The organism is Lentilactobacillus sp. Marseille-Q4993 (assembly GCF_951230165.1).
GTDB lineage: Bacteria > Bacillota > Bacilli > Lactobacillales > Lactobacillaceae > Lentilactobacillus.
Map to the genome: position 1 here is coordinate 17,940 of NZ_CATNVB010000011.1, position 22,413 is coordinate 40,352.

Annotated in this window: 23 protein-coding genes and 1 pseudogene; 19 read left to right on the forward strand and 5 right to left on the reverse strand. The window is 40.6% G+C overall.

Annotated features, from left to right (window positions below; all coding sequences use genetic code 11):
- Positions 1-26 precede the first annotated feature (26 nt).
- The 12 genes from metG (at position 27) to QOW94_RS05840 (ending at position 10,931) form a co-directional block, all read left to right on the forward strand.
- Positions 27-2,054, forward strand: coding sequence for a methionine--tRNA ligase (metG, locus tag QOW94_RS05785; RefSeq protein WP_283679312.1), 2,028 nt, complete (start codon positions 27-29; stop codon positions 2,052-2,054).
- A gap of 54 nt (positions 2,055-2,108) precedes the next feature.
- Positions 2,109-2,885 carry a TatD family hydrolase gene (locus tag QOW94_RS05790; protein ID WP_283679313.1) on the forward strand — a complete coding sequence of 259 codons (777 nt, stop codon included), beginning with the start codon at positions 2,109-2,111 and terminating at the stop codon, positions 2,883-2,885.
- Positions 2,882-3,445 (forward strand): ribonuclease M5, encoded by a 564-nt coding sequence (gene rnmV / locus QOW94_RS05795; protein WP_283679314.1) that lies wholly within the window; start codon positions 2,882-2,884, stop codon positions 3,443-3,445. Before QOW94_RS05790 ends, rnmV begins: the two co-directional genes overlap by 4 nt.
- Entirely contained in the window at positions 3,438-4,334 is an 897-nt protein-coding gene (gene rsmA, locus QOW94_RS05800; RefSeq protein WP_283679315.1) for a 16S rRNA (adenine(1518)-N(6)/adenine(1519)-N(6))-dimethyltransferase RsmA, read from the forward strand. Before rnmV ends, rsmA begins: the two co-directional genes overlap by 8 nt.
- Before the next feature lie 97 nt (positions 4,335-4,431).
- Positions 4,432-4,680: a Veg family protein gene (locus QOW94_RS05805; protein ID WP_283679316.1), complete on the forward strand. Its 249-nt coding sequence runs from the start codon at positions 4,432-4,434 to the stop codon at positions 4,678-4,680.
- 113 nt (positions 4,681-4,793) lie between these two features.
- Positions 4,794-5,684, forward strand: a complete 891-nt coding sequence (ispE, locus tag QOW94_RS05810) for a 4-(cytidine 5'-diphospho)-2-C-methyl-D-erythritol kinase (RefSeq protein ID WP_283679317.1) — start codon at positions 4,794-4,796, stop codon at positions 5,682-5,684.
- Between the two features lie 56 nt (positions 5,685-5,740).
- Positions 5,741-6,424, forward strand: coding sequence for a metal ABC transporter ATP-binding protein (locus QOW94_RS05815; RefSeq protein WP_283679318.1), 684 nt, complete (start codon positions 5,741-5,743; stop codon positions 6,422-6,424).
- Positions 6,417-7,217, forward strand: coding sequence for a metal ABC transporter permease (locus QOW94_RS05820; protein ID WP_283679319.1), 801 nt, complete (start codon positions 6,417-6,419; stop codon positions 7,215-7,217). The genes QOW94_RS05815 and QOW94_RS05820 overlap by 8 nt, the downstream gene beginning before the upstream one ends.
- A gap of 96 nt (positions 7,218-7,313) precedes the next feature.
- Positions 7,314-8,129, forward strand: coding sequence for a pur operon repressor (gene purR, locus QOW94_RS05825; RefSeq protein ID WP_283679320.1), 816 nt, complete (start codon positions 7,314-7,316; stop codon positions 8,127-8,129).
- Between the two features lie 26 nt (positions 8,130-8,155).
- Positions 8,156-9,532 carry a bifunctional UDP-N-acetylglucosamine diphosphorylase/glucosamine-1-phosphate N-acetyltransferase GlmU gene (gene glmU / locus QOW94_RS05830; protein ID WP_283679321.1) on the forward strand — a complete coding sequence of 459 codons (1,377 nt, stop codon included), beginning with the start codon at positions 8,156-8,158 and terminating at the stop codon, positions 9,530-9,532.
- Positions 9,533-9,594: 62 nt separating this feature from the next.
- Positions 9,595-10,578, forward strand: coding sequence for a ribose-phosphate diphosphokinase (locus tag QOW94_RS05835; RefSeq protein WP_283679322.1), 984 nt, complete (start codon positions 9,595-9,597; stop codon positions 10,576-10,578).
- A complete protein-coding gene (locus tag QOW94_RS05840; protein WP_283679323.1) occupies positions 10,575-10,931 on the forward strand; it encodes a DUF3899 domain-containing protein in 357 nt (118 codons plus the stop codon). The genes QOW94_RS05835 and QOW94_RS05840 overlap by 4 nt, the downstream gene beginning before the upstream one ends.
- Positions 10,932-10,990: 59 nt before the next feature.
- On the opposite strand, the gene yidA is transcribed toward QOW94_RS05840, so the two are convergent.
- The 3 genes from yidA to QOW94_RS05855 are packed head-to-tail and all read right to left on the reverse strand — an operon-like array spanning position 10,991 to position 13,981.
- Entirely contained in the window at positions 10,991-11,803 is an 813-nt protein-coding gene (gene yidA, locus QOW94_RS05845; RefSeq protein WP_283679324.1) for a sugar-phosphatase, read from the reverse strand.
- 10 nt (positions 11,804-11,813) lie between these two features.
- On the reverse strand, positions 11,814-13,145 hold the full coding sequence (locus tag QOW94_RS05850) for an HD domain-containing protein (protein ID WP_283679325.1): 1,332 nt from the start codon (positions 13,143-13,145) through the stop codon (positions 11,814-11,816).
- A gap of 14 nt (positions 13,146-13,159) precedes the next feature.
- Complete coding sequence (locus tag QOW94_RS05855; RefSeq protein ID WP_283679326.1) at positions 13,160-13,981, reverse strand: lipoyl protein ligase domain-containing protein; 822 nt, start codon at positions 13,979-13,981, stop codon at positions 13,160-13,162.
- Between the two features lie 219 nt (positions 13,982-14,200).
- Here QOW94_RS05855 and QOW94_RS05860 point away from each other — a divergent pair, with 219 nt between their 5' ends.
- From QOW94_RS05860 to QOW94_RS05880, 5 genes are all read left to right on the forward strand, one after another.
- Entirely contained in the window at positions 14,201-14,611 is a 411-nt protein-coding gene (locus QOW94_RS05860; protein ID WP_283679357.1) for a YwiB family protein, read from the forward strand.
- A 44-nt stretch (positions 14,612-14,655) separates the two neighbouring features.
- Entirely contained in the window at positions 14,656-15,288 is a 633-nt protein-coding gene (gene rpoE, locus QOW94_RS05865; RefSeq protein ID WP_283679327.1) for a DNA-directed RNA polymerase subunit delta, read from the forward strand.
- A 162-nt stretch (positions 15,289-15,450) separates the two neighbouring features.
- Entirely contained in the window at positions 15,451-17,067 is a 1,617-nt protein-coding gene (gene pyrG, locus QOW94_RS05870; protein WP_283679328.1) for a CTP synthase, read from the forward strand.
- Between the two features lie 244 nt (positions 17,068-17,311).
- Positions 17,312-18,583, forward strand: coding sequence for a UDP-N-acetylglucosamine 1-carboxyvinyltransferase (gene murA, locus QOW94_RS05875; RefSeq protein WP_283679329.1), 1,272 nt, complete (start codon positions 17,312-17,314; stop codon positions 18,581-18,583).
- A 109-nt stretch (positions 18,584-18,692) separates the two neighbouring features.
- Positions 18,693-18,944, forward strand: a complete 252-nt coding sequence (locus tag QOW94_RS05880; RefSeq protein WP_283679330.1) for a type B 50S ribosomal protein L31 — start codon at positions 18,693-18,695, stop codon at positions 18,942-18,944.
- A 106-nt stretch (positions 18,945-19,050) separates the two neighbouring features.
- Here the strand turns inward: QOW94_RS05880 and QOW94_RS05885 are convergent.
- Positions 19,051-20,316 (reverse strand): annotated as a pseudogene (locus QOW94_RS05885) (multidrug efflux MFS transporter).
- Between QOW94_RS05885 and QOW94_RS05890 the strand changes: the two are divergent.
- On the forward strand, positions 20,294-21,040 hold the full coding sequence (locus tag QOW94_RS05890) for a class A sortase (protein ID WP_283679331.1): 747 nt from the start codon (positions 20,294-20,296) through the stop codon (positions 21,038-21,040). The pseudogene QOW94_RS05885 and the gene QOW94_RS05890 overlap by 23 nt on opposite strands.
- On the opposite strand, the gene QOW94_RS05895 is transcribed toward QOW94_RS05890, so the two are convergent.
- The gene (locus tag QOW94_RS05895) at positions 21,037-21,504 is read right to left on the reverse strand and encodes a low molecular weight protein-tyrosine-phosphatase (RefSeq protein ID WP_283679332.1); all 468 of its coding nucleotides are present in this window, start codon (positions 21,502-21,504) and stop codon (positions 21,037-21,039) included. The genes QOW94_RS05890 and QOW94_RS05895 overlap by 4 nt on opposite strands.
- Positions 21,505-21,641: 137 nt before the next feature.
- On the opposite strand from QOW94_RS05895, the gene QOW94_RS05900 reads away from it, so the two are divergent.
- Positions 21,642-22,397: a hypothetical protein gene (locus QOW94_RS05900; RefSeq protein WP_283679333.1), complete on the forward strand. Its 756-nt coding sequence runs from the start codon at positions 21,642-21,644 to the stop codon at positions 22,395-22,397.
- Positions 22,398-22,413 lie beyond the last annotated feature (16 nt).

Consider the following 22,413-nt stretch of genomic DNA (forward strand, 5'->3'; position numbering starts at 1 on the left):
AATAAAGAACGAAAAGAGGTACTTTCATGACAGAAAGTAAACCAACATACTACATTACAACTCCAATTTACTATCCCTCAGGAAAGTTACATATTGGAAATTCATATACCACCATTGCTTGTGACGCCGAAGCTCGGTTCAAACGAGCAATGGATTATGACGTCTTTTTCTTAACCGGAACTGACGAACATGGATTGAAAATTGAACAAAAAGCAGAGGCATTGAATACCACACCTCAAGCTTACGTCGATGAAATGGCCGCTTCCATCAAGAAGTTATGGAAGACACTTGAAATTTCAAACGACAAGTTTATTCGAACAACTGATGACTACCACGAAAAGGCAGTTGCTGAGATTTTCCAAAAATTGCTTGATCAAGGTGATATCTACCTTGGCGAATACACAGGTTGGTACTCAGTTTCTGACGAAGAGTACTTTACAGAAAGCCAACTAGCTGAAGTGTACCGTGACGATGACGGTAAGGTTATTGGTGGGAAGGCTCCTTCTGGCCACGAAGTGCAATTGGTTCATGAAGAATCATACTTCTTCAAAATGAGTAAGTACGCTGACTGGTTGCTCAATTACTACAAAGAACACCCAACGTTTATCCAGCCAGAAGCCAGGATGAACGAAATGATCAAGAACTTCATCGAGCCAGGCCTTGAAGACTTGGCTGTTACCAGAACGACTTTTAACTGGGGAGTTCCAGTTAAGTCAGACCCTAAACACGTGGTTTACGTTTGGATTGATGCGCTGACTAACTATATCACTGCTTTGGGCTATGGTTCAGATGACCAAACTAACTTTAATAAATTTTGGCCAGCGGATGTTCACATGGTTGGTAAGGAAATTGTTCGTTTCCATACTATTTACTGGCCAATCATCCTGCATGCACTTGGCTTGCCACTACCAAAGACGGTCTTTGGTCACGGTTGGTTATTGATGAAGGACGGCAAGATGTCGAAGTCAAAGGGTAACGTAATCTACCCAGAAACATTGGTTGAACGTTATGGCCTTGATGCAGTTCGTTACTACTTACTTCGAGCAATGCCTTACGGGAATGACGGAATCTTCACTCCTGAGGACTTTATTGACAGAATCAACTACGATTTGGCAAACGATTTAGGTAACTTGTTAAACAGAACGGTATCGATGATCAACAAGTACGAGGACGGGGTTCTTCCAGAACTTAAGTCTGCCGTGACTGAGTTTGATAAGCCACTTGAAGATACCGCTAAGGAAGTTATTGCTAACTTTAAAGAATTGATGGATAAAATGCACTTCGCTGACGCCCTCAGCGAAATTTGGAAATTGATTTCGGCCTCAAATAAATATATCGATCAAACCGAACCATGGGTATTGGCTAAGGATGATGCTAAGAAGGCAGAATTGGCCTCAGTTATGGCTCACCTTGCTGCTTCACTTAGAGTTATCGCTGAGCTGATCAGTCCGGTGATGACTCATGCACCAAAGGAAATTTTTGAACAATTAGGCTTATCAGAAGAAATCAACCTTAAAAATCTTGATTACTTTGATTTTCCTAGTGGTGAAAAGGTGGTTGCTAAGGGAACGCCAATTTTCCCACGACTTGATACTGATGAAGAAGTTGAATTCATTAAGCAACAAATGACCAAGACTGATAAGGCTAAAGGTCGTGCTGCAATGAAACAAGCTGGGGAGCAATCATTCGACCCAGAAACTACCAACTTGAAACTAACTAAGGACCAGATTAAGTTTGACACTTTTGAAAAGATTGAACTTAAGATTGCTGAAGTGAAGGCTGTTAACAAGGTTGAAGGGGCTGACAAGCTGCTCCAATTTAGACTTGATGCCGGTGATGATGGCGATCGGCAAATCTTATCAGGAATTGCCAAGTGGTACCCTGATTTTGAAAAGCTAGTTGGTAAGAAGGTAATCATCGTTTCTAACTTGAAGCCTCGTAAGATGAAGGGACAAGTTAGTCAAGGAATGCTCCTATCCGTTGAGCATGATAACGGTGACGTTGAATTAGTAACTGTTCCTGATGCTCTAAAGAACGGCGAAACACTTGAATAATAATATTCGGAGCTGAGGTGAATATACCGCAGCTCTGTTTTTTAGAGGAAGACTATGAAAATATTCGATTCACACACACATTTAAATGATGACCATTTATACCCAGAAGCTGAGCAGTACTTTGCACATGCTCAAAAACTAGGGGTTAAGAAAATTGCCAACGTTGGCTCTAACATGAAGCTGAATGAACTCGCGTTAGACCTTGCTCACAGTCACGATGACATGTATGCCATTATTGGCTGGCATCCAGAAGATGCTATCTACTTTAAAGCAGAAGAAGAAAACTGGCTTCGTAATCATCTAAATGATGATAAGGTAATTGCGATAGGTGAGATTGGACTGGATTACTACCAGACCGCATCACCAAGGTCAGTCCAGAAGGATGTTTTTAGACGTCAATTGGAGATTGCTAAGGAGTTTAATTTACCAGTTTCAATTCACAATCGGGATGCGTTTGAAGATACTTATGAAATACTCAAAGAAGTTGATATCTCAGCAATTTCTGGTGTGATGCACAGTTTTAATGGTGATCCAGAATGGCTTAAGAAGTTTATTGATTTAGGGATGTATGTTTCGTATAGTGGGGTTGCTAGTTTTAAGAAAACCCATGAGGTTCACGATTCTGTTCGACAGACTCCTATCGATAGAATGCTGGTCGAAACTGATGCCCCTTACTTGGCCCCAGAACCATACCGTGGGAAGCAAAATGAGCCGGGGTATACACTCTATACGGTCGAAGCATTGGCCCGGCTGAGGGATGTTGACCCAGATGAGATTGCGGCGCATACTTACCAGAACACGTTAAGATTGTTTGGATTAGAGGATAAATGAAAAAGATAAAAGAAGTAATCGTCGTTGAAGGCAAGGACGACACAAAACGAATTCAAGATGCTGTGGACGCAGATACGATTGAAACAAGGGGATCAGCAATTGATGATGATACCTTGAACTTGATCGAGAAAGTGGCCGATACTCGGGGAATCATAGTATTCACTGATCCCGACTTTTCTGGTGAAAAAATCAGAAAAATTATTTCGGCGGCGGTGCCAAACGCTAAGCACGCTTTTTTAACCAAGAAAAAAGCAGTTCCCACTCGGAGCCACGGCTCGCTGGGAGTTGAACACGCAACCCCTGAAGATATCCGGGAAGCGTTGGCCTCAGTCTATACCGAAGAGGATGACCCGGTTGAATTGATATCCATGGAAGAATTGATGGCTCACGGTCTAGTTGGGGCAAAATCAGCTAGAAATAAGCGCCGGGAATTATCTGAAATCCTTAATATCGGGTATGTGAATGGTAAACAACTCCAACACCGGCTATCGATGTTTGGGATTAGTAAGGCAGAATTCGAAGAAGCACTCCGAAAGGTTGAAGGGACAGAAAATGACTGATAGTAATAACATTCCAGATATTGGAACCCCCACAAGAACAGAAGCAATTTTAAATCGCTATGATTTATCCGCTAAGAAGGGCTTAGGCCAAAACTTTTTGGTTGATTTAAATGTCCTCAAGAAAATTGTTGAGGTTGCTGAAATTGGCGATACTGATGGCGTAATTGAAATTGGTCCTGGAATTGGGGCCCTTACCGAACAGCTGGCTAAGGCTGCCAAAAAAGTGGTGGCGTTCGAAATTGATGCTAATTTGATTCCGGTTTTGGACGAAACTTTAGAGCAATACCGAAACATCAAGGTGTTTAACGAAGATATCTTACAAGCAAACTTACCTGAAGTTATCGGGGCTGAGTTTAAAACGGGGGCAGTTAAAGTAGTTGCCAACTTGCCTTACTACATCACCACGCCAATTGTGTTGGATTTGATTCAAAACCCAGCAAAGTTTGAGGCAATCGTTGTGATGATGCAAAAAGAAGTAGCCGAGCGGTTAACTGCGGAGCCACGGACAAAGGCTTACGGTTCCTTATCAGTCATTATTCAACAGCAAAATGACGTTGAGGTTTCGTTTATTGTGGATAGAAAATCGTTTGTTCCTAGTCCAAACGTTGATTCTGCAATTATCAAAATCACTCCCAAGGAAACTATCACTAATTCCCCGTTTGACCAACAGAAATTTTATGGGTTTGTAAGGGGATGCTTCATGCACCGCCGGAAGAGTCTTTACAATAATCTTCAAGGAGTCTTTGGTAAGGACAAAACTGTTAAAGAGACGATTCGGACTGTAATGACTGAGTTAGAACTAGGGGATAATTCTCGGCCAGAAGAGTTAAGCGTCAATCAGTTTGTTGACCTCTGTAACGTATGTCATTCTCACAGTTTATTAAAATAAGTTTAATTAAATAAGTGTTGATACAAAAGGATTCTTATGGTAAAATTTGCAATTTCTTAAAAATTGCGGTATAATTGATTATCGTGAGGTGATGATTATGCCTGTCACATTATCTGTGATCAAACATAAGATTGATGATCATATTGGACAACATGTTAGTGTTACTTCTCAAATTGGACGAAGAAAGACGACAACGCGCGAGGGGATTTTGCGGGAAACATTTCCTGCTGTGTTTGTTGTCGAGCTTGATCCGAATGCTTCTAGTTTGGAAAGAGTGTCGTATAGTTATACAGACATTCTCACGAAGAACATTAAGATTGAATTTGCTGAAGTCCAGGGTGATTAAATTGTTGGGGGGCCATAAGGTCCTTTTTTTTTGCCTAAAATTAGTCATAAACTGACTTTTAATCACTTTTTTAGTATACTTTTTTTAAACAGTATCTGTGGGGGGTGAAGTCATTGAAAATAATCGTTAGGGCGCCAGCCAAACTAAACCTTGGCCTTGATGCAATCATCGATAGTGACGAAAAAACGATTCAGTGGAATATGGTGATGACTTCAATTACCCTATGTGATTATGTATCGCTTGAAATAACTAATGATCATAAGATTAGTGTTTTGTCGGATAGTGGCTTTTTACCTGAAGATAATCATAATTTAGCATACCAAGCCGCTAAAATTTTCTTTGCGACTAGCGGGATCAAATCTGGAGTCAATATTGAGATTGAAAAGCATATTCCGGTAGCTGCCGGACTTGGTGGGGGTTCATCTGATGCAGCAGCAGTTCTGCGAGGGTTGAATCAAATCTTCAAGACGGGCTACTCCCTCGAAAAATTAGCACTAATGGGGCTAAAAATCGATGCTGATGTTCCTTATTGCGTTTACGGTAAAACGGCTCACATGACTGGAAAAGGGGAGATAATCAAACCCCTTGGTTCTTTGCCCTCTATGTGGTTAGTGTTAGCAAAACCAAATATTAGTGTGTCCACTCCGCGAGTTGTTAGACAATTATTCAAACAAGAGGTTGATCATCCCGACATTGATGCTCTCCTTGATGCGGTGAGAAAAGGTTCGCTTCAAGGAATTGTTAATAATCTAGGAAATTCTTTGGAAACAATTACTAGCACTCGTAATAGGCAAGTTCAGATAATTAAAGAACGGCTCGTTAAATATGGTGCTGATGGGGCACTGATGACTGGCAGTGGGCCGACTGTTTTTGGAATTTGTCGTCAACAGTCACGGGCAAAACGAGTCTATAACAGTATTTCTGGGTTTTGTGATGAAGTCTATCTTGTTCAAATAATGAAGGGAACATTTGGTTATAATCCTAAGGAAAGCTTGACTTTATAGTTACTTACCTTTAAATTTAAAAAGTAATTATTACTTTTTACCAGAGGAGAGATAGTTTGACGTCAGAATTAATTAAAGTGAATAATCTTGAAGTTGCCTTTTCGGGGCGAACTTTATTTAAAAATCTCACCTTTGCGATTGACCAGGGTGAGTTTTTAACTGTTATCGGTGAAAACGGAATTGGGAAAACAACCTTAATCAGGGTTTTACTCAATAAACTGCGACCAACAACCGGAACAGTCTTTCGGTCCAAGAACATCAAAGTCGGTTATGTTCCTCAGTTTAGGAATATCGATGTAGAGTACCCACTGTCAATTCGTGATTTTATAGCACTTAGCTTTACGGGAATCAAATTGCCATTTCTATCAGGCCGAGAAAGAAAGGCAGTTGAACGGGTGATTAAGCTGACGGGACTGACCAAGATTGCCGACCATCCACTAGGACTTTCTTCAGGTGGAGAAAAGCAAAAGGCTTACCTGGCCTCGGCACTAGTAAATGAACCAAACTTATTGATTCTTGATGAATCAACTGCCAGTCTAGATCCAAATACCAAGATTGAATTGCTAGACATGATTTCAAAAATCAATCGCGAAGAACACGTGTCGGTTTTGTTTGTTACCCATGATTTAAGTTTGATTGACCAGTATCCAGACCACTTTTTATGGATTAAAAAGGATGGGTATGTAAAGGGAACGATGGCCGAGTTACCAAGCGAAGTGAAGGAGAATCATCATGTTTAGTTTAGATTTTATGAGAAACGCCTACGTAGCAGGAACGCTAATTGCTATCGTTAGTGCCACGATTGGTGTTTTTGTTATTGCAAGAAATATGTCATTTATGACGCATACGTTATCAGAAATTGGATTTGCTGGGGCATCGTTTGCCATTTTTATGGGGTGGATGCCGTTAGTTGGAATGCTTACTTTTACTACGATTAGTTCCATTATGGTTGGCCAACTGAGTAGTAAGGTTGAGTCGCGCCGAGAAGCGGTGATTTCTGCAATTTCTGGTTTGTTTATTGGACTCGGCATTTTATTTTTATCATTGGCGAATAAGAATGCTAGTTATGCCACTAACATTTTGTTTGGTAGCGTTATTGGGATTAGTCATCAAGACGTTATTTTAATGGCATGGTTGTCGGCTGCCGTTCTTGTAATAGTTATGTTCATTTACCGTAATCTAAAAGCAGATTCATTCGATCCAGTTGGAGCTACGATCAACGGGGTAAACCCAGCAATCATTTCAATTATTTTTTTAGTTTTATTGGCAATGAGCGTTAGTGTGGCTGCCCAGATAGTTGGTTCGTTATTGATTTTTATCCTCTTAACATTACCTGCTGCAGCGGCTAAGTACTTTGCCCACACAGTAAGTCACATGATTGTTTTAGCTGCAGGATTTGCCTTGTTTGGTGTTTGGCTAGGACTTTATTTAGGCTATGTTACGAATTGGCCAGTAACTTTCTTCATTTCAACGATTGAAACCGCAATATACGGGTGTGCATTGATTTTTAATTCGGTAAGAACCAGAGGATAGGAATAATATATTTGGTTAAATTAGCAGTTTTTATGCCAAAACCCGAACATTTATGATAAAATTTAGTAGATATTACATATGTAACGAGGTGGGATTTTGAAAGTACGCAGAAGTGACAGACTCATTGATATGACACGGTATCTACTAGAGCGTCCTCATACGCTAGTGCCGCTAACATTTTTCTCAGAGAGATATGAATCAGCAAAGTCTTCAATTAGTGAAGACCTAACCATTTTAAAAAGAACATTTCAAGACCGGGGAACTGGCTTATTAGAAACAATTCCGGGCGCCGCAGGAGGGACCCGTTTTTTGCCGTATATCCTTAAAGAAGAGGCTACTGAATTTGTTGATGAGATGACTGAGCAAATGAAGTCATCTGATCGGTATCTCCCAGGTGGATATGTTTACATGTCCGATTTACTTGGTGATCCAGAAACTCTACGGCAAATAGGGCGAGTTTTTGCGACTCAATACCTAAACCAAAAAGTAGATGCGGTTATGACGATTGCTACTAAAGGAGTTCCAATCGCTCAGGCTGTTGCAACGTTACTGGATGTACCGTTTGTAATTGTTCGCCACGACACAGAGATTACCGAAGGCTCTACCGTCAATGTCAACTACGTTTCTGGTTCTAGCGAACGAATCGAAAAAATGTCATTGTCGAAGCGAAGTTTGAAAAAGGGTGCCAATGTTCTAATTGTTGATGATTATATGCGTGGTGGTGGAACCATCAGTGGGATGATCTCAATGGTAGAGGAATTTGAGGCCAATTTGATTGGCGTTGGTGTCGTCGCTGAAAGTACCAGAAGTGAAAACCGAGGAGTTGGTGACTACACATCACTCATGACGGTTGACGCTGAAAATAACGGTATTCGAGCTAAGCGAGGAAACTTTTTAGAAAAAGTATTTTAGGGAAATATTGGGAGTAATTTAATAAAATGGCAACTAAAAACACGATAATTCTTGCTGCGGGTAAGGGCACAAGAATGAAATCAAAATTGTACAAGGTGCTTCACAGATTATGCGGTAAAACGATGGTTGATCACGTCCTAACAGAGGTTGAAAAAGCCAATATTGATAACGTAGTAACAATCGTTGGCCATGGAGCTGAAGCTGTTGAGGAGAATCTTGGCGATAGAACTAAGTATGCGGTTCAAGAAGAGCAGTTGGGGACTGGTCATGCTGTCCTTCAAGCAGAGGATTTATTAGGTAACTTGGAGGGAACCACGATGGTCGTATCAGGTGATACTCCATTATTTACCGCCCATACGTTCGATAACCTTTTTGCATATCATCAAAATAAAAAAGCAGCGGTAACGATTCTAACTTCTCAAACCGATAATCCAACGGGGTATGGTCGGATCGTTAGAAATGATTTGGGCATCGTTGAACGAATCGTTGAGCAAAAAGATGCCACCCCAGAAGAACAGGCAATTACTGAAATTAATACTGGAGTCTATGCGTTTGATAATAAATCACTCTTTGCTGCACTCCATGAAATCAGTAATGATAATGCCCAGGGTGAGTACTATTTAACTGATGTTATTGAAATCCTCAAGAAACAGGGCAAGACCATTGCCGCATTTAAGATGGACAATTTCTACGAATCAATGGGTGTTAACGATAGAGTTGCTCTGTCAAAGGCAACTAAAATCATGCAGCAGCGTATTAACGAAAGTCATATGAAAGATGGGATCTCGTTTGTTGATCCTGATTCAACGTACATTGACGTTGATGTTAAGATTGGCGCTGACACAGTTATCGAACCTGGTGTTCAACTAAAGGGTCAAACTGTGATTGGTGAGGGTTGTTATCTTGGGGCTCATTCAGAAATCGTGGATTCAACTTTACACGATAACGTTAAAGTAACTTCCTCAATGATTGAGAATTCTGAAATGATGACCGGTTCAGATATTGGGCCAAATAGTCATTTGAGACCAGACTCATTGATTGGTGAGGGTGTTCACCTTGGTAATTTCGTTGAAGTAAAGAAATCAACTATTGGCGCAGGAACTAAAGTAGGCCATTTAACTTACGTTGGTAACGCCAAGTTAGGTAAAAATATTAACGTTGGCTGTGGGGTCGTATTCGTAAATTACGATGGCGCAAAGAAACACGAAACAGTGGTTGGCGACGATTCATTTATCGGTAGCAACTCTAACTTGATTGCACCGCTTAACGTGGCAGATCATTCATTTATCGCAGCGGGGTCAACAATCAATAAGGATGTTGAAAAATACGATATGGCTATTGCTAGGGAAAGACAGACGAATAAACCGGGGTACTATAAAAAATTACCTTATCAAAAAGATTAGCAATGATAAATAAGTAAATTCATTGTATAATTTAGGTAGCAAAAACCAATTTGGAGGATCCTATGGCTCAGCATTATTTTGATGAAAAATTGAAAATCTTCGCACTAAATTCCAATAAACCGTTGGCAGAAAAAATTGCCGAAACGGTTGGGGTACCACTGGGAAAAACTTCGGTGGACCGGTTTAGTGATGGCGAAATTCGAATTAATATCGATGAAAGTATTCGGGGGGATAATATTTTTATTATCCAATCAACCTCAGCTCCGGTTAACGACAATTTGATGGAATTATTAATCATGGTTGATGCTCTTAGACGAGCAAGTGCCGGTACCATCAACGTTGTCATTCCATATTACGGCTATGCTCGTCAAGATAGAAAGGCTCGTTCCCGCGAACCAATCACCGCTAAGCTAGTTGCGAACATGCTCCAAAAGGACGGGGTAGACCGAGTTCTTACCCTTGATCTCCATGCCGCTCAAATTCAAGGATTTTTTGATATTCCTGTCGATCATTTGATGGGTGCTCCATTGCTGGCAGACTACTTTTTAAACCACGATTTTGAGGAGGATACAGTTGTTGTTTCTCCCGATCATGGTGGGGTTAGTCGGGCCCGTGCCTTGGCCGAATTTTTGGAAAAGCCAATTGCCATTATTGATAAGCGACGACCAGAAGCAAATGTTGCCGAGATTATGAACATTATTGGTGACGTTAAGGGAAAACGCTGTTTGATGATTGATGACATGATTGATACAGCTGGAACGATTACTCTTGGAGCCCAAGCATTAATGGATGCCGGTGCCAAGGAAGTTTATGCTTGCTGTACTCATCCAGTGTTATCTGGACCGGCAATGGATCGCATTAGTAAGTCACCTATTAAGAAGCTAGTTGTTACAGATACGATTCAACTTCCTAAGGACAAACAATTGGATAAAGTTGTTCAAGTTTCAGTTGGTCCACTTATTGGGGATGCTATTAAGAGAATTAATGAAAACAAACCGGTTAGTCCTCTGTTTAATAACCGATTCCACGGCGAGGAGCCTAAATGAAAAAAATAAAGTATCCAACTCTAACAGCAGTTGTTATGTTAATCGTTGTCGATGGGTTAGCGATGCTTTTTTTTAAACCACTTGACGTTGGCAATGTTAACTTTATGTTGGGGTTAGCTGCAGTCGTGGTGGCGGCATTTCTCATCGTGAAAGATGGTCACTTGTTTACTGGCTGGAAACGGCCTGGAAAAAAGAGAACCGACTTGGAACAAGAAAACTTAGGACCTCAAGTGGCAACTAAGGATGTTGCCCAGGTTAAGAACCAACCAATCAAGGTGAATCGATTAGCCAGAGTCTTGCTGGCGGTCGGGGCCATCTTGATTCTCTTGGGAATTGTGTTACCTGAACTATAATTAGCAGAAGAAAAACCTTTCAAACTAAGAAGTCTTAGCTTGAAAGGTTTTTTACTGGACTATTTTTCGTTTACATACTTGTTGATTGCGTAGGCAACCCCATTTTCTTGATTTGTCTTAGTTACAAAATTGGCAGCTGCCTTGACATCATCAATTCCGTTACCCATTGCGACGCCCATCCCAGCATATTTGACCATTGTTAAATCATTACCCTGATCGCCGATAGCCATCACGTTTTCAGCTGTCAAACCTAATTGTTCGGCCAACTCAGAAAGGGTATTACCTTTACTTGCTTTTTTATTCATGACTTCGATGAAGTATGGTTCACTTTGAACTACATAAAGGTCTTCGCTCAGTGATTTTGGTAATTCCGTTTTCAACCGATCAATCACTTCAGGAAAATCAACAAACATTGCCTTAGAGATTGTTAGGTCATTCGTAATCTGCTCGGGTGTTTTGTAGACGATTGGCAATCTTACCAAGTAGCTTTCACCAATGGTAAATGGGCTAAGTTCTTGGTTGGTTGCAATAATCTCGTCGGTGGTTTCAATTTGGTAGTGAGCATTGTATTTTCGACTGTACATTTCAGTCAGCAGAAAGTCATCGTATGCCAGGGTATGGTGAGTGATTACAGTTCCTTCAAGGTTTTGAGCCATTGCCCCGTTAAATGTAATGGCGTATTCTTCTTTGCCATCGATGGCTAACTTATCGAGGTAAGGTTTAACCCCACTTAGAGGTCGGCCGGTACAGAGTACTACCTTTACTCCTTTCTCTCTGGCTGCAGTAATCGCATCAATCGTATTTTGGGTCAACTCATGATCGTCATTGAGTAGCGTACCATCGATATCAATGGCAATTAGTTTGATGTCCATAAAAATCTCCTTAAATTAACGTATCGTTTTTTATATGGCTTGAGAATTCATCGTATTCTGGTTGGAAGAGGTCAATACTTGGCTTTTTCCCTAACATATCTTTGGGGAAGAAGAAGCGGTTATCTCCCTCGGACCTGTCCGCAATAGCACTAACAATCGGACTAACAGTGGATAGTTGTACCAATGTTTCGTCCTTTTGAATCAGTTGAATTTGTTTTTTAGCAGGCGTGTAAGCATCGTACGGCAGGTCGAAACTATCATCGGTAGCGGTGTAGTACTTCGGATTAAACCCTGCTCGTTCAATCAATTCTTGGAGTTCCGGAATCAGTTTTTTTGATTCGTCTGTGAACCGAACCGACTTGAGTGGTTTCCGGTCAATGAAGTGGGTCGCCAAATCACTGAGAATATCATCCGGATACCGTTTCCAATGGATGAAGTAGGTGTTAAGGACGCCGTCATCTAGCTGAAGGTAATCATCCAAGTTGAACTTTTTGGCGAAAAACGGTAATAACAGGTATGGCGTCTGAGCATTGGTAACTTGGTTATCAGTGAATATTTCTTTTGCCCGGGATAATAACCGGTTAAGAATTACTTCCATTGAGCGTGAAACTGGGTGGAAATATACCTGTTGATACATTTGGAACCGACTTACGATGTAGTCTTCAACCGCGTGCATACCGTTCATTTCAAAACAAATGCCATCACTGTATGGCCGCATACATTCGAGAATTCTAGCAATGTCAAATGTACCATATTTTACCCCAGTATTGTAAGCATCTCTAAGTAGATAATCCATTCGATCTGCGTCAAGTTGACTGGAAATAATTTCGACCACCTGCTTATTGGGGTACGTTTTGTTGATAACCGAGGCAACTTTTTCTGGAAAGTCATCGCCAATTCCACGAAGGACTTGGTTGATTTCCGTTTCTGGTGAGGTAATAATTTGACGGGTAATCGCTTCGTGGTCAGTGTGGAAAATATGTTCAAACGTGTGAGAATAAGGGCCATGACCAATGTCGTGAAGAAGGGCAGCACAAAGGGTGACTAATTCTTCATCATTGTTCCAAAGGCCATCTCCTCGATATTTGCTTGGGTAGTTTTTTTGGAAGGCTTCAGTAATCCGTCTGGCAATTTCATAGACCCCAAGGGAGTGAGAAAACCGTGAGTGTTCAGCTCCGTGAAAAATGAGTGGGGTTGTCCCAAGTTGGTGGATCCGTCTTAATCGTTGAAATTCGCTGGTGTTGATAAGGTCAAGAATTACTTGATATTTTACGTATACATAATTATGGACTGGATCACGAAAGACCTTTTCGCGGTCAAGTTGGTTACTTTTATATGTCAAACTATTGGTGCCTCCTAAAATCTTGGAATTTGTTCGTTTCTTAGTTCCATTTTACGCCGTTGCTTAATAAGCTCTTGGTGGTAGTCAGTGCTAGTAAGGGTAATGTCGGTATCATCGGTGACGGAAATCGATTGGGAACTCAATACGTCATAAAGGCGCTGTTTTACGGTTTCAAGTCCCGTAAACGAGTTATCCAGATTGGATAAAGTGGTCATTGTCTCTGGGATTACCGTTGGAAAATGCCATTTAGTTTGAGAATATGCATCGGATTGTTGGTAAAATTGGGAGACGATTTCCGACCTTCTATCCTGATCGCCAGTCACGCTTAGATAGAGCATTAATACCAAAGCGTCTTGATTTCTTCTTTGTGCAATTCCCGCTATTTTTTGGCCGTTGATGCTTAGGTCAAATTTTCCGGGACAGTACGAGTGCTCAATTTCAAACGTATCGATTTTGAAATTTGGAACGGCCATCTTCATTAGGTCAGCAATCTTAGTGAACGCTTCGTCAACCGATAGAGGCGTGTTTTTAGTCGGAAGAAAGAGTGAAATGTTTAGGACCCCCGGGTCTGAGATTACTGCTAACCCACCTGAATTACGTAGGAAATAACTAACGTTTTGTTGATGAAGGTATTGAAGGCCAGATTGCAGGTTTGGTACGTGCCGATCATTGATGCCCAGAATCATCGTTTGAGATTTGGTAGTCCAGAAGTGGAGGTAAGCCTCCTGAGTGGATTCACAAAGCTCTAATAGAGTATTTGTATCCGCAAATGAGTCTAATTGATCGGCAATTGAGTAGCTTGTGTCGATTACGTGAATTGAATTGAAATTATTCATTATCTCACCCTTAAAATGATTTAATAACCCTTATTATATCAGATATCTAATGATTGTTACCGGAGCATATTAATGGCGTAATTTATTGGTTACTTGAAAAATGTCGTCTATCATACTAATTACGTAAAAAGATGCCAAAATAGAGCTCACGATATATAATTATGGTATTGGCTGAAATTAAATGAGGGGTGAACCATTGTGGAAGAACGGAACGGTACCATGGTCCAAATTCATTTGGAAACCACGACAATTCAAGACGGGAAGAGTCAAGACTACGTGCTTGATGTTGATGGCCAGTTAGTTGAAATTGGCAATACACTATACCTGCGCTACAAAGAAGACAACGATGGGAAGAAGGTTCCGGTCACAATTAAAATCTTACCGAGTGGGGACTTAAAAATCACCAGAACAGCAGAGAATAAATCTCAATTGTTGTTCAGTCAGGGTAAACGAGTTTCTGCCGTGTATCGGACTCCTTACGGCGCGGTTGATATTGAAACGGTTACCCCAAGTATGGAAATTTCATTATTTGATAATCCACTTAGAGGTGATATCAAGGTCGATTACCTTCTTTATGGGGGCAGTGAATTACTTGGGAAATATAATATTTCATTGCAATTTACTGTCTAATCGAGTATAGTTACTTTTAGACTGTTGAAAGGACGTGTACCAGTTTGGAATTAAAAGTCTTTGAAGGCCAAAACAAAAATGAACTGTCGATGATTGAAGTGGCTCATGCAATTTTAGCGGAGCGCGGTGACGTTATGCCATTTGTAGATCTGGCAAACGCAGTTCAAGAGTATTTAGGCGATAGTAACAAGGAAATTCGTGATCGTTTGTCGCAGTTTTATACTGATTTGAACATCGATGGCAGTTTCATTTCTCTTGGTGATAATCTTTGGGGCTTAAGAACCTGGTATCCCTACGAATCTATCGATGAGGCCACTGTTCACACTGACCTTGATGATGAAGATAGACCAAAGAAGAAAAAGCGTAGAAAGGTTAATGCCTTTCTTGCTGATGCATCTGACGATGACGATGTTATTGATTACGATGCAGATGATCCAGAAGATGATGATAATGAATTTGTAGACGAAGACGAGGATGATGAGGACGCACCAGAAAGTGACTCAGCTGATATCGATAAGTACAACAGTGACTTATCCGATATTGACGATGATACTGATGACGCGGACGATGATGATTTGCCTGATGGGATCGAAGGTGAATTATCTGACCTTAAGGATGATGATGACTCACTTGATGATGATTCAGACGACTCCGACTACGAAGATAAAAACAAATAACTTCTTGACTCGGAGCTCTGATTTGTGTATTATATTTTCTGGGCTCCTCGGGATAGAACCGAGGGCATCTGAGCGATGATTAATTTGTTCCCTATTCATATTTGGATAGGGATTTTTTATTTTTTTGTTCCCCGTAACTACTAAGAGGAGAGGATTATTCAAATGACCAAATATATTTTCGTAACCGGTGGGGTTGTATCTTCACTAGGTAAAGGAATCGTTGCTGCATCACTAGGACGTCTTTTAAAGAATCGTGGACTTAACGTTACGATTCAAAAGTTTGATCCCTATATTAACGTTGACCCAGGGACTATGAACCCTTATCAACACGGAGAGGTTTTTGTTACCGATGATGGGACAGAAACTGATTTGGATCTTGGTCACTACGAACGGTTTATTGACAACAATTTGAATAAATACTCTAACGTAACAACTGGAAAAATTTATGATGAAGTACTCCGCAAAGAACGTCATGGCGATTATCTTGGAGCTACTGTGCAGGTTATTCCTCACATTACTGGTATGATCAAAGACAAAATCATGCGAGCCGCTAAGACCCTTGACGCCGATATCGTTATCACTGAAATTGGTGGTACCGTTGGAGATATTGAATCTTTGCCTTTCCTTGAGGCAATTCGCCAGATGAAAACGGAAGTAGGAGACGAAAACGTCTTCTACATTCACACAACATTGATTCCATATTTAAGAGCTGCTGGGGAAATGAAGACCAAGCCTACTCAACATTCTGTTAAAGAATTAAGAAGTATTGGGATTCAACCAAACCAGCTGGTAGTTAGATCTGAAAAGCCAGTTACTGATTCGATGAAAAAGAAGATTTCTCTGTTCTGTGATGTTAAAAAAGAAGCTGTTATTGAATCTTTAGATGCCCCAACTCTATACTCAATTCCATTGAGACTTCAAGAGCAGGGGATGGATCAACAAATCCTTGAACACTTTGGTATTGATAAGCCTAAGGCCGATATGTCTGAGTGGAAAGAACTTGAGAACCACGTACAAAACCTTAAGCGGACTGTTAAAATCGTACTGGTTGGTAAGTATGTTGGTCTTCAAGATGCTTATATCTCAGTTGCTGAAGCTCTTAAGCATGCCGGTTATGTAGTGGATGCTGATATTGATCTTCAAATGCTTGATTCAGAAACAATCACTGATGAAAACGTTGCTGACGTCCTTGATGGGGCTGATGGAGTTATCGTCCCTGGTGGTTTTGGTGATCGGGGAATCGAAGGAATGATCAAGTCAATTCAATACGCCCGTGAGAATGATATTCCTTACCTTGGAATTTGTCTTGGAATGCAAATGGCTTGTGTTGAGTTTGCTCGCGATGTTCTTAACTATAAGGATGCTAACTCAACTGAAATGAACCAAAATACACCACATAATATTATTGACCTAATGGCTGACCAAGAGGATGTTTCTGACATGGGTGGTACTCAAAGATTGGGTGCTTATCCATGCAAGTTGAAGCCTGGTAGTCGAGCAGCAGCTGCTTATGACAACCAAGATGTGATTTCAGAACGTCACCGTCACCGTTATGAGTTTAACAACGCCTACCGTGATGAAGTTCAGTCTAAGGGGCTCGTAATTTCAGGTACTTCTCCTGATAATCGACTAGTTGAAGTTGTAGAAATTCCAGAGAAGCGGTTCTTTGTCGCTGCTCAATATCATCCAGAATTCCTTTCTCGTCCTAACCGACCAGAGGGACTATTTAAGGATTTTGTTGCTGCTGCAAATGACCTCCACCTTGAGAATGAAAAATAATTACAGATTTGAATAGTTTTCTAAGGGTTTAATTAGAAACGGTCAAGTTTATAATATTGAGAACTGCAACATGCTACAATCATGTTGTGGTTCTTTTTTTACGACCAAACGTAAAATCAACTTATGTTTGAAATTAATGCTTTCTTGCATAATTCAACTGTAAGTATTGTATTTTTTTGCTATTTTTTATAATATATTTCATGGCATAAAAAATGCGGGAACAAAAAAAGTGAGGAAAGCTACAATGAGTAAATTAATTGTCAACGGGGGAAAGCGGCTTTCCGGAGAGATTTCTATAGGTGGGGCAAAGAATAGTACTGTTGCATTGATCCCTGCAGCTATATTAGCGGATACTCCGGTCAGTTTTGATTCAGTACCAGATATATTAGACGTTCATAATTTGATGCTGATTCTAGAGTCAATGAACGTTTCTTCAGAATTCAAACATGATGTATTAACAATTGATCCAACCCATATTGTGGAAGCTCCCTTACCAAGTAAAGCAATTAAGAGTTTAAGAGCATCTTATTACTTTATGGGAGCTCTCCTGGGACGTTTTCACCGAGCAACGGTTAGCTTTCCTGGCGGGGACAACATTGGTCCTCGACCAATCGATCAGCATATTAAGGCGTTCAAGGCCCTTGGAGCTGAAGTGGTTGAAGAAAACGGGACTGTAACGATTACTACGGGAGAAAATGGGCTTCACGGGGCGCAAATCTTCTTGGACATGGTCTCTGTAGGAGCAACAATTAATGCCATTTTGGCGGCTGTTAAGGCCCCTGGAACTACGGTCATTGGTAACGCTGCAAAAGAGCCTGAAATTATTGATATTGCTACATTCCTTAATAATATGGGCGCTAACATTCGGGGAGCAGGTACGGATGTTATTAGAATTGAAGGGGTCGAGAAGTTAATTGCTTCCAACACCCACACTATTATCCCTGATCGAATCGAGGCTGGAACGTATCTATCATTAGCTGCAGCGGTCGGTGATGGGATTATGATTGATAATGTGATCCCAGAGCATTTGGAATCATATATTGCCAAAATGGAAGAAATGGGTTGTGATCTCCAGGTATCTGAGGATAAGATATTTGTCACTCCAACTGATGATTTAAAACCAATTCAGGTTAAGGTTATGCCGTTCCCTGGGTTTGCTACTGATCTTCAGCAGCCGTTAACACCTCTGCTGCTTAAGGCAAATGGTCGAAGCGTGATTGTTGATACAATCTACCCTAAACGAATCAAGCATATTTCTGAGCTAAACAAGCTTGGAGCAAAAGTTAAGTCTGAAGATACGGATGAGGGAATTATTGTGGTAGACCAAACTGATGATCTAAGGGGAGCAGAAGTTTCTGCCGGTGAGATTAGAGCCGGAGCCTGTCTACTAATTGCTGGATTGATGGCAAAGGGCACAACTACAATTGATCAAGCTGATAATATTCTGCGAGGATACGGAAGTGTCATCGAAAAATTGACGGCAATCGGCGCAGACGTTAGGTTGGTTAGAGATTAATTTTCATAATAGTATTGAAGAACATAATATTATATGATACACTTACAAAGTTGACTAATCGATAATCTCTGGGCCATCACATTGGTTCAGGGCAAAGGAGCGATATATAATGAAACAAGGAATTCATCCAGATTACCACACAGTTGTATTTCAAGATTCAAGTACCGGATACAAGTTTATTTCAGGGTCTACTAAGACTTCTGACGAAACAGTTGAATGGGAAGATGGCAACACTTACCCATTGATCCGTGTTGAAATTTCATCAGATTCACATCCATTCTACACTGGTAAGCAAAAGTTTACTCAAGCAGATGGTGCTGTCGATCGTTTCAACAAGAAGTACGGTCTTACAAACAACTAATAGTAAAAGCAGTCTTTGCCTGCTTTTTTTTATACAAAAAATCCTCAGCGAGAATCAGAATTTGTAGTTAATTACGACTACCTGATTTGTTACCGAGGATTTTTATTTACTTTGAGATTGATTTTCGCATTGATTTTGTGTTGTGATAAACGGAGATTAGGTTAATGACCACTAATACAGCAGTCGAAATAAATACTCCGGCGTAGTCAAAAGTAGTGGAAACGACTGACCCAATCATGGGGCCAGCAACGTTGCCCATTGCTTGGAATGATTGATTCCAACTGAACACCCGACCGGTGACTTCATTTGGGGTGTTTTTAGCCAAGATTGCCTGGACAGCAGGAAGCATCGAGGCGTTTGAAATTCCAATCAGGAATCTAAGACCAATTAACTGCCAGACATTGGTGACAAATGCCATTGGCACGTAGACCACAATGGCAAGGGCAAACCCAATCATCAAGATTTTATCAGAGCCGATTCGGTCACCTATTCGACCAAGAATGGGAGCAGCAAATAGGGTTGCTATTCCTGGTACCGCGGCAACGACTCCACTAAAAAATGTGGTTGTCGGAGCATTATGCATAATCTCCCGAACGTATAAAGCCAAGATTGGAGCAATTGAATTGTTAGCAGCCTGAATAATCATAGTTGTCACAAACATTCCGAATACCAACGGGGCGTTTCCCAGTGATTTAACCACCCCTCGAGTTGTCAACATGGCTTCTTTACCAACGGGCTTAAAGTTTTCATGGACAAATAAAAGGGTTAAAATAAATACAGACATCAATAAGCCACCAGTTATGAAAAATGTGACCCGATAACTGAAGAAAGAAGCCAGAATTCCACCTAGCAGTGGGCCAATTAGCATTCCGGAAACATTACCTGTGACAAGGGTGCCAAGGGCCTGACCGCTTTTGTTTTTAGGAACTTGAGTGGCGATTAATGCGTTTGCGTTACTTATATAGCCCGAGAAAATTCCTTGGATCAGTCTGTAGACAATCAATTGCCAAACGTTTGTGGCAGATCCCATTAGAAAGAACACAAGGGCCATTCCAAATGATGCTCGTACCAGCATTAGTTTTCGTCCCGTTCTATCGGCTAGTTTACCCCAAAGTGGCGAGACGATGGCAGTCATTAAGTAACTGGCGGCGTAGGCCATTCCACTGTACAAACTAAGTTGATCTCTTGTAAAATTACCTAAGGTATCAACGTAGAGCTATAGAAATGGCATAATTTCTGAGAAACCAACTCCGGCCATGAATGTTCCAAACCACAGGACAATTAAGTTTTGTTGCCACGAATATTTTTTTGCCAATAAATCAGTTCCTTTCAAAAATGGAGTAGTGAAAATGAAAAAAATCGTTAAGATCATTAGTGGAGCGTTGTTAGTCTGCCTATTCGTACTCTCATTGGCCCTAATATTTAACAGGCAGATAAAAACCTATTTAATAAAATCATATCAACCTAAGGTTACCAGAGATGCGGTGGTTAAATCTGAAAAGCTCCAACGCCAAGCTAGTAATAGTAATGCAAAACGGAAATCGCCCAGAGCTAACCAAAAATCCCATGGAGTCTCATATGATTTTGGTGGGGTAAAGTCGTTAGATTTACAAACCACTACCAGGGCTAGGCTTAAGAAGAATGCGGTCCAAGTTGTGGGCCAAATTCTGGTTCCAAAGTCAAAAATCCACTTACCGATTGGCCTGGGTGTTAGTAATAACACACTAGCATTGGCTGCAGGAACAATGCGCCCTGATCAGAAAATGGGAGTCGGTAATTATCCACTTGCTGGCCATCATATGATCAACCATGATGTTTTATTTGGACCGCTATACTATCGGACTAAAGTCGGCGAAAATTTATACCTTACTGATATGAAAAATGTCTTCAAGTACAAGATATACGAAAAAAAGTTTATTTCCGCATATAAAGTATCAGTAGTTAACCAAACAAAGAAAAAAATCATCACGCTTGTCACTTGTGATAAAACAGGAACAAATCGGCTGATGGTTCGTGGTTCATACGTTGGTAAGCAGAAACTCTCTGATGTTAGCGCCAAAATAAAACAGGCCTTCGAGAGGCCCGTCAATAGTTAAAGTAGATTATTCTTAACGTAATCCAACCATAGAGGAAGAGATTCGGATAATTGTTGGTATGTTCGGTCAAATCGATGATCATACCAAGGATCCTGAATTTCTTCTCCTTTTTTACCGTTAACAATGTCCAAGCAAAGATGTATCTTTGCCTTGTCATCACTATTGGCAACCCGGTTCAAGTTAAAGATATTTTGATTGTCCATTCCGATAATTAGGTCTGCCCAATCAAAGTCTTCGTTGGTAATTGGTCTGGAAACTTGGCCTGCCATACTCAAACCACGTTTTTGTAGTTCAGCAACAGCTCCTGGGTGAGGAGGGTTCCCCTGTTCCTCAGAACTAGTTCCAGCAGAGTCAACTTCAATTACATCGCTAAGATTTTCATCGGAAACCATTTTTTTGAATATGGTTTCGGCCATCTGAGAGCGACAGATATTGCCAAGACAAACAAATAAAACGTTAGCCATTATTTCACCTCATTAATTCACTAAGAGTCATATTACCAATCTTAATCATAAAGAGCAAATTTATTTAAGTTTTGCAAAGCATAAATTAAACTTTTAGAGTACAATTAAATTATAAAACGGAATGGGGAATAACCAAGATGAAAGGCAACTTTTTATTTATCAATACGAATCCAATCGCAAACATGATAATGTCTAGCGGAATCACTGCTGCTGACTTTATGAACGGATTGGAAGAGTTGCCTGATAATGTCATTTTGCTCGATGGCAATCGTAATGCTGCCAATGGTTATAATTCTCATTCTAGATTCGAATTGTTGCGCGGATCAGGAGACCTAAGAAGGTATCTTTTGAGGGATCCGCATACTGAAAAGAAGATAATTGATTTTGCTAGTGAAGAAAGTTTAAATAGTTTAACGGCCTATGAAATTGCTGAGTTATTGTATTTAGGTCACATGCAAACGCCAATGTCGTCTAGACCGTTCTCTTCAAAGTTGCTTAATCGGTACATTTATTTGACCGACGGTGATGGACTATTAAGGACCTATTACCGCCGATTTTCCGAATTTAATCACATTCTTGAAATTGCCATTAAACGAAAGCTTCGGGAGATCCACAATTCTCGGCGGGTATTTCTGCGGCCACTTGCAATCAAGGATATCGACAACGCGATGCTAATTGATTTGATCACTAGAGCAAATGACGGTCTGTTTATTGTGTTTGATTCAGTCAGTGAGAAGCACAAAAAATATCCAATTCCTTTGAGAATGCTTAATAATCCTGAACAACTTTCAGCGGTTATTAAAACTTCAAGGTTAATGGAAAATACCCACCCAGTTGGTGAGTTAACCTATGATTTGGCAAAATCTGATTGGGAACTTGAGTGGGATGAGTAGGCTCCAGAGGGCTTAC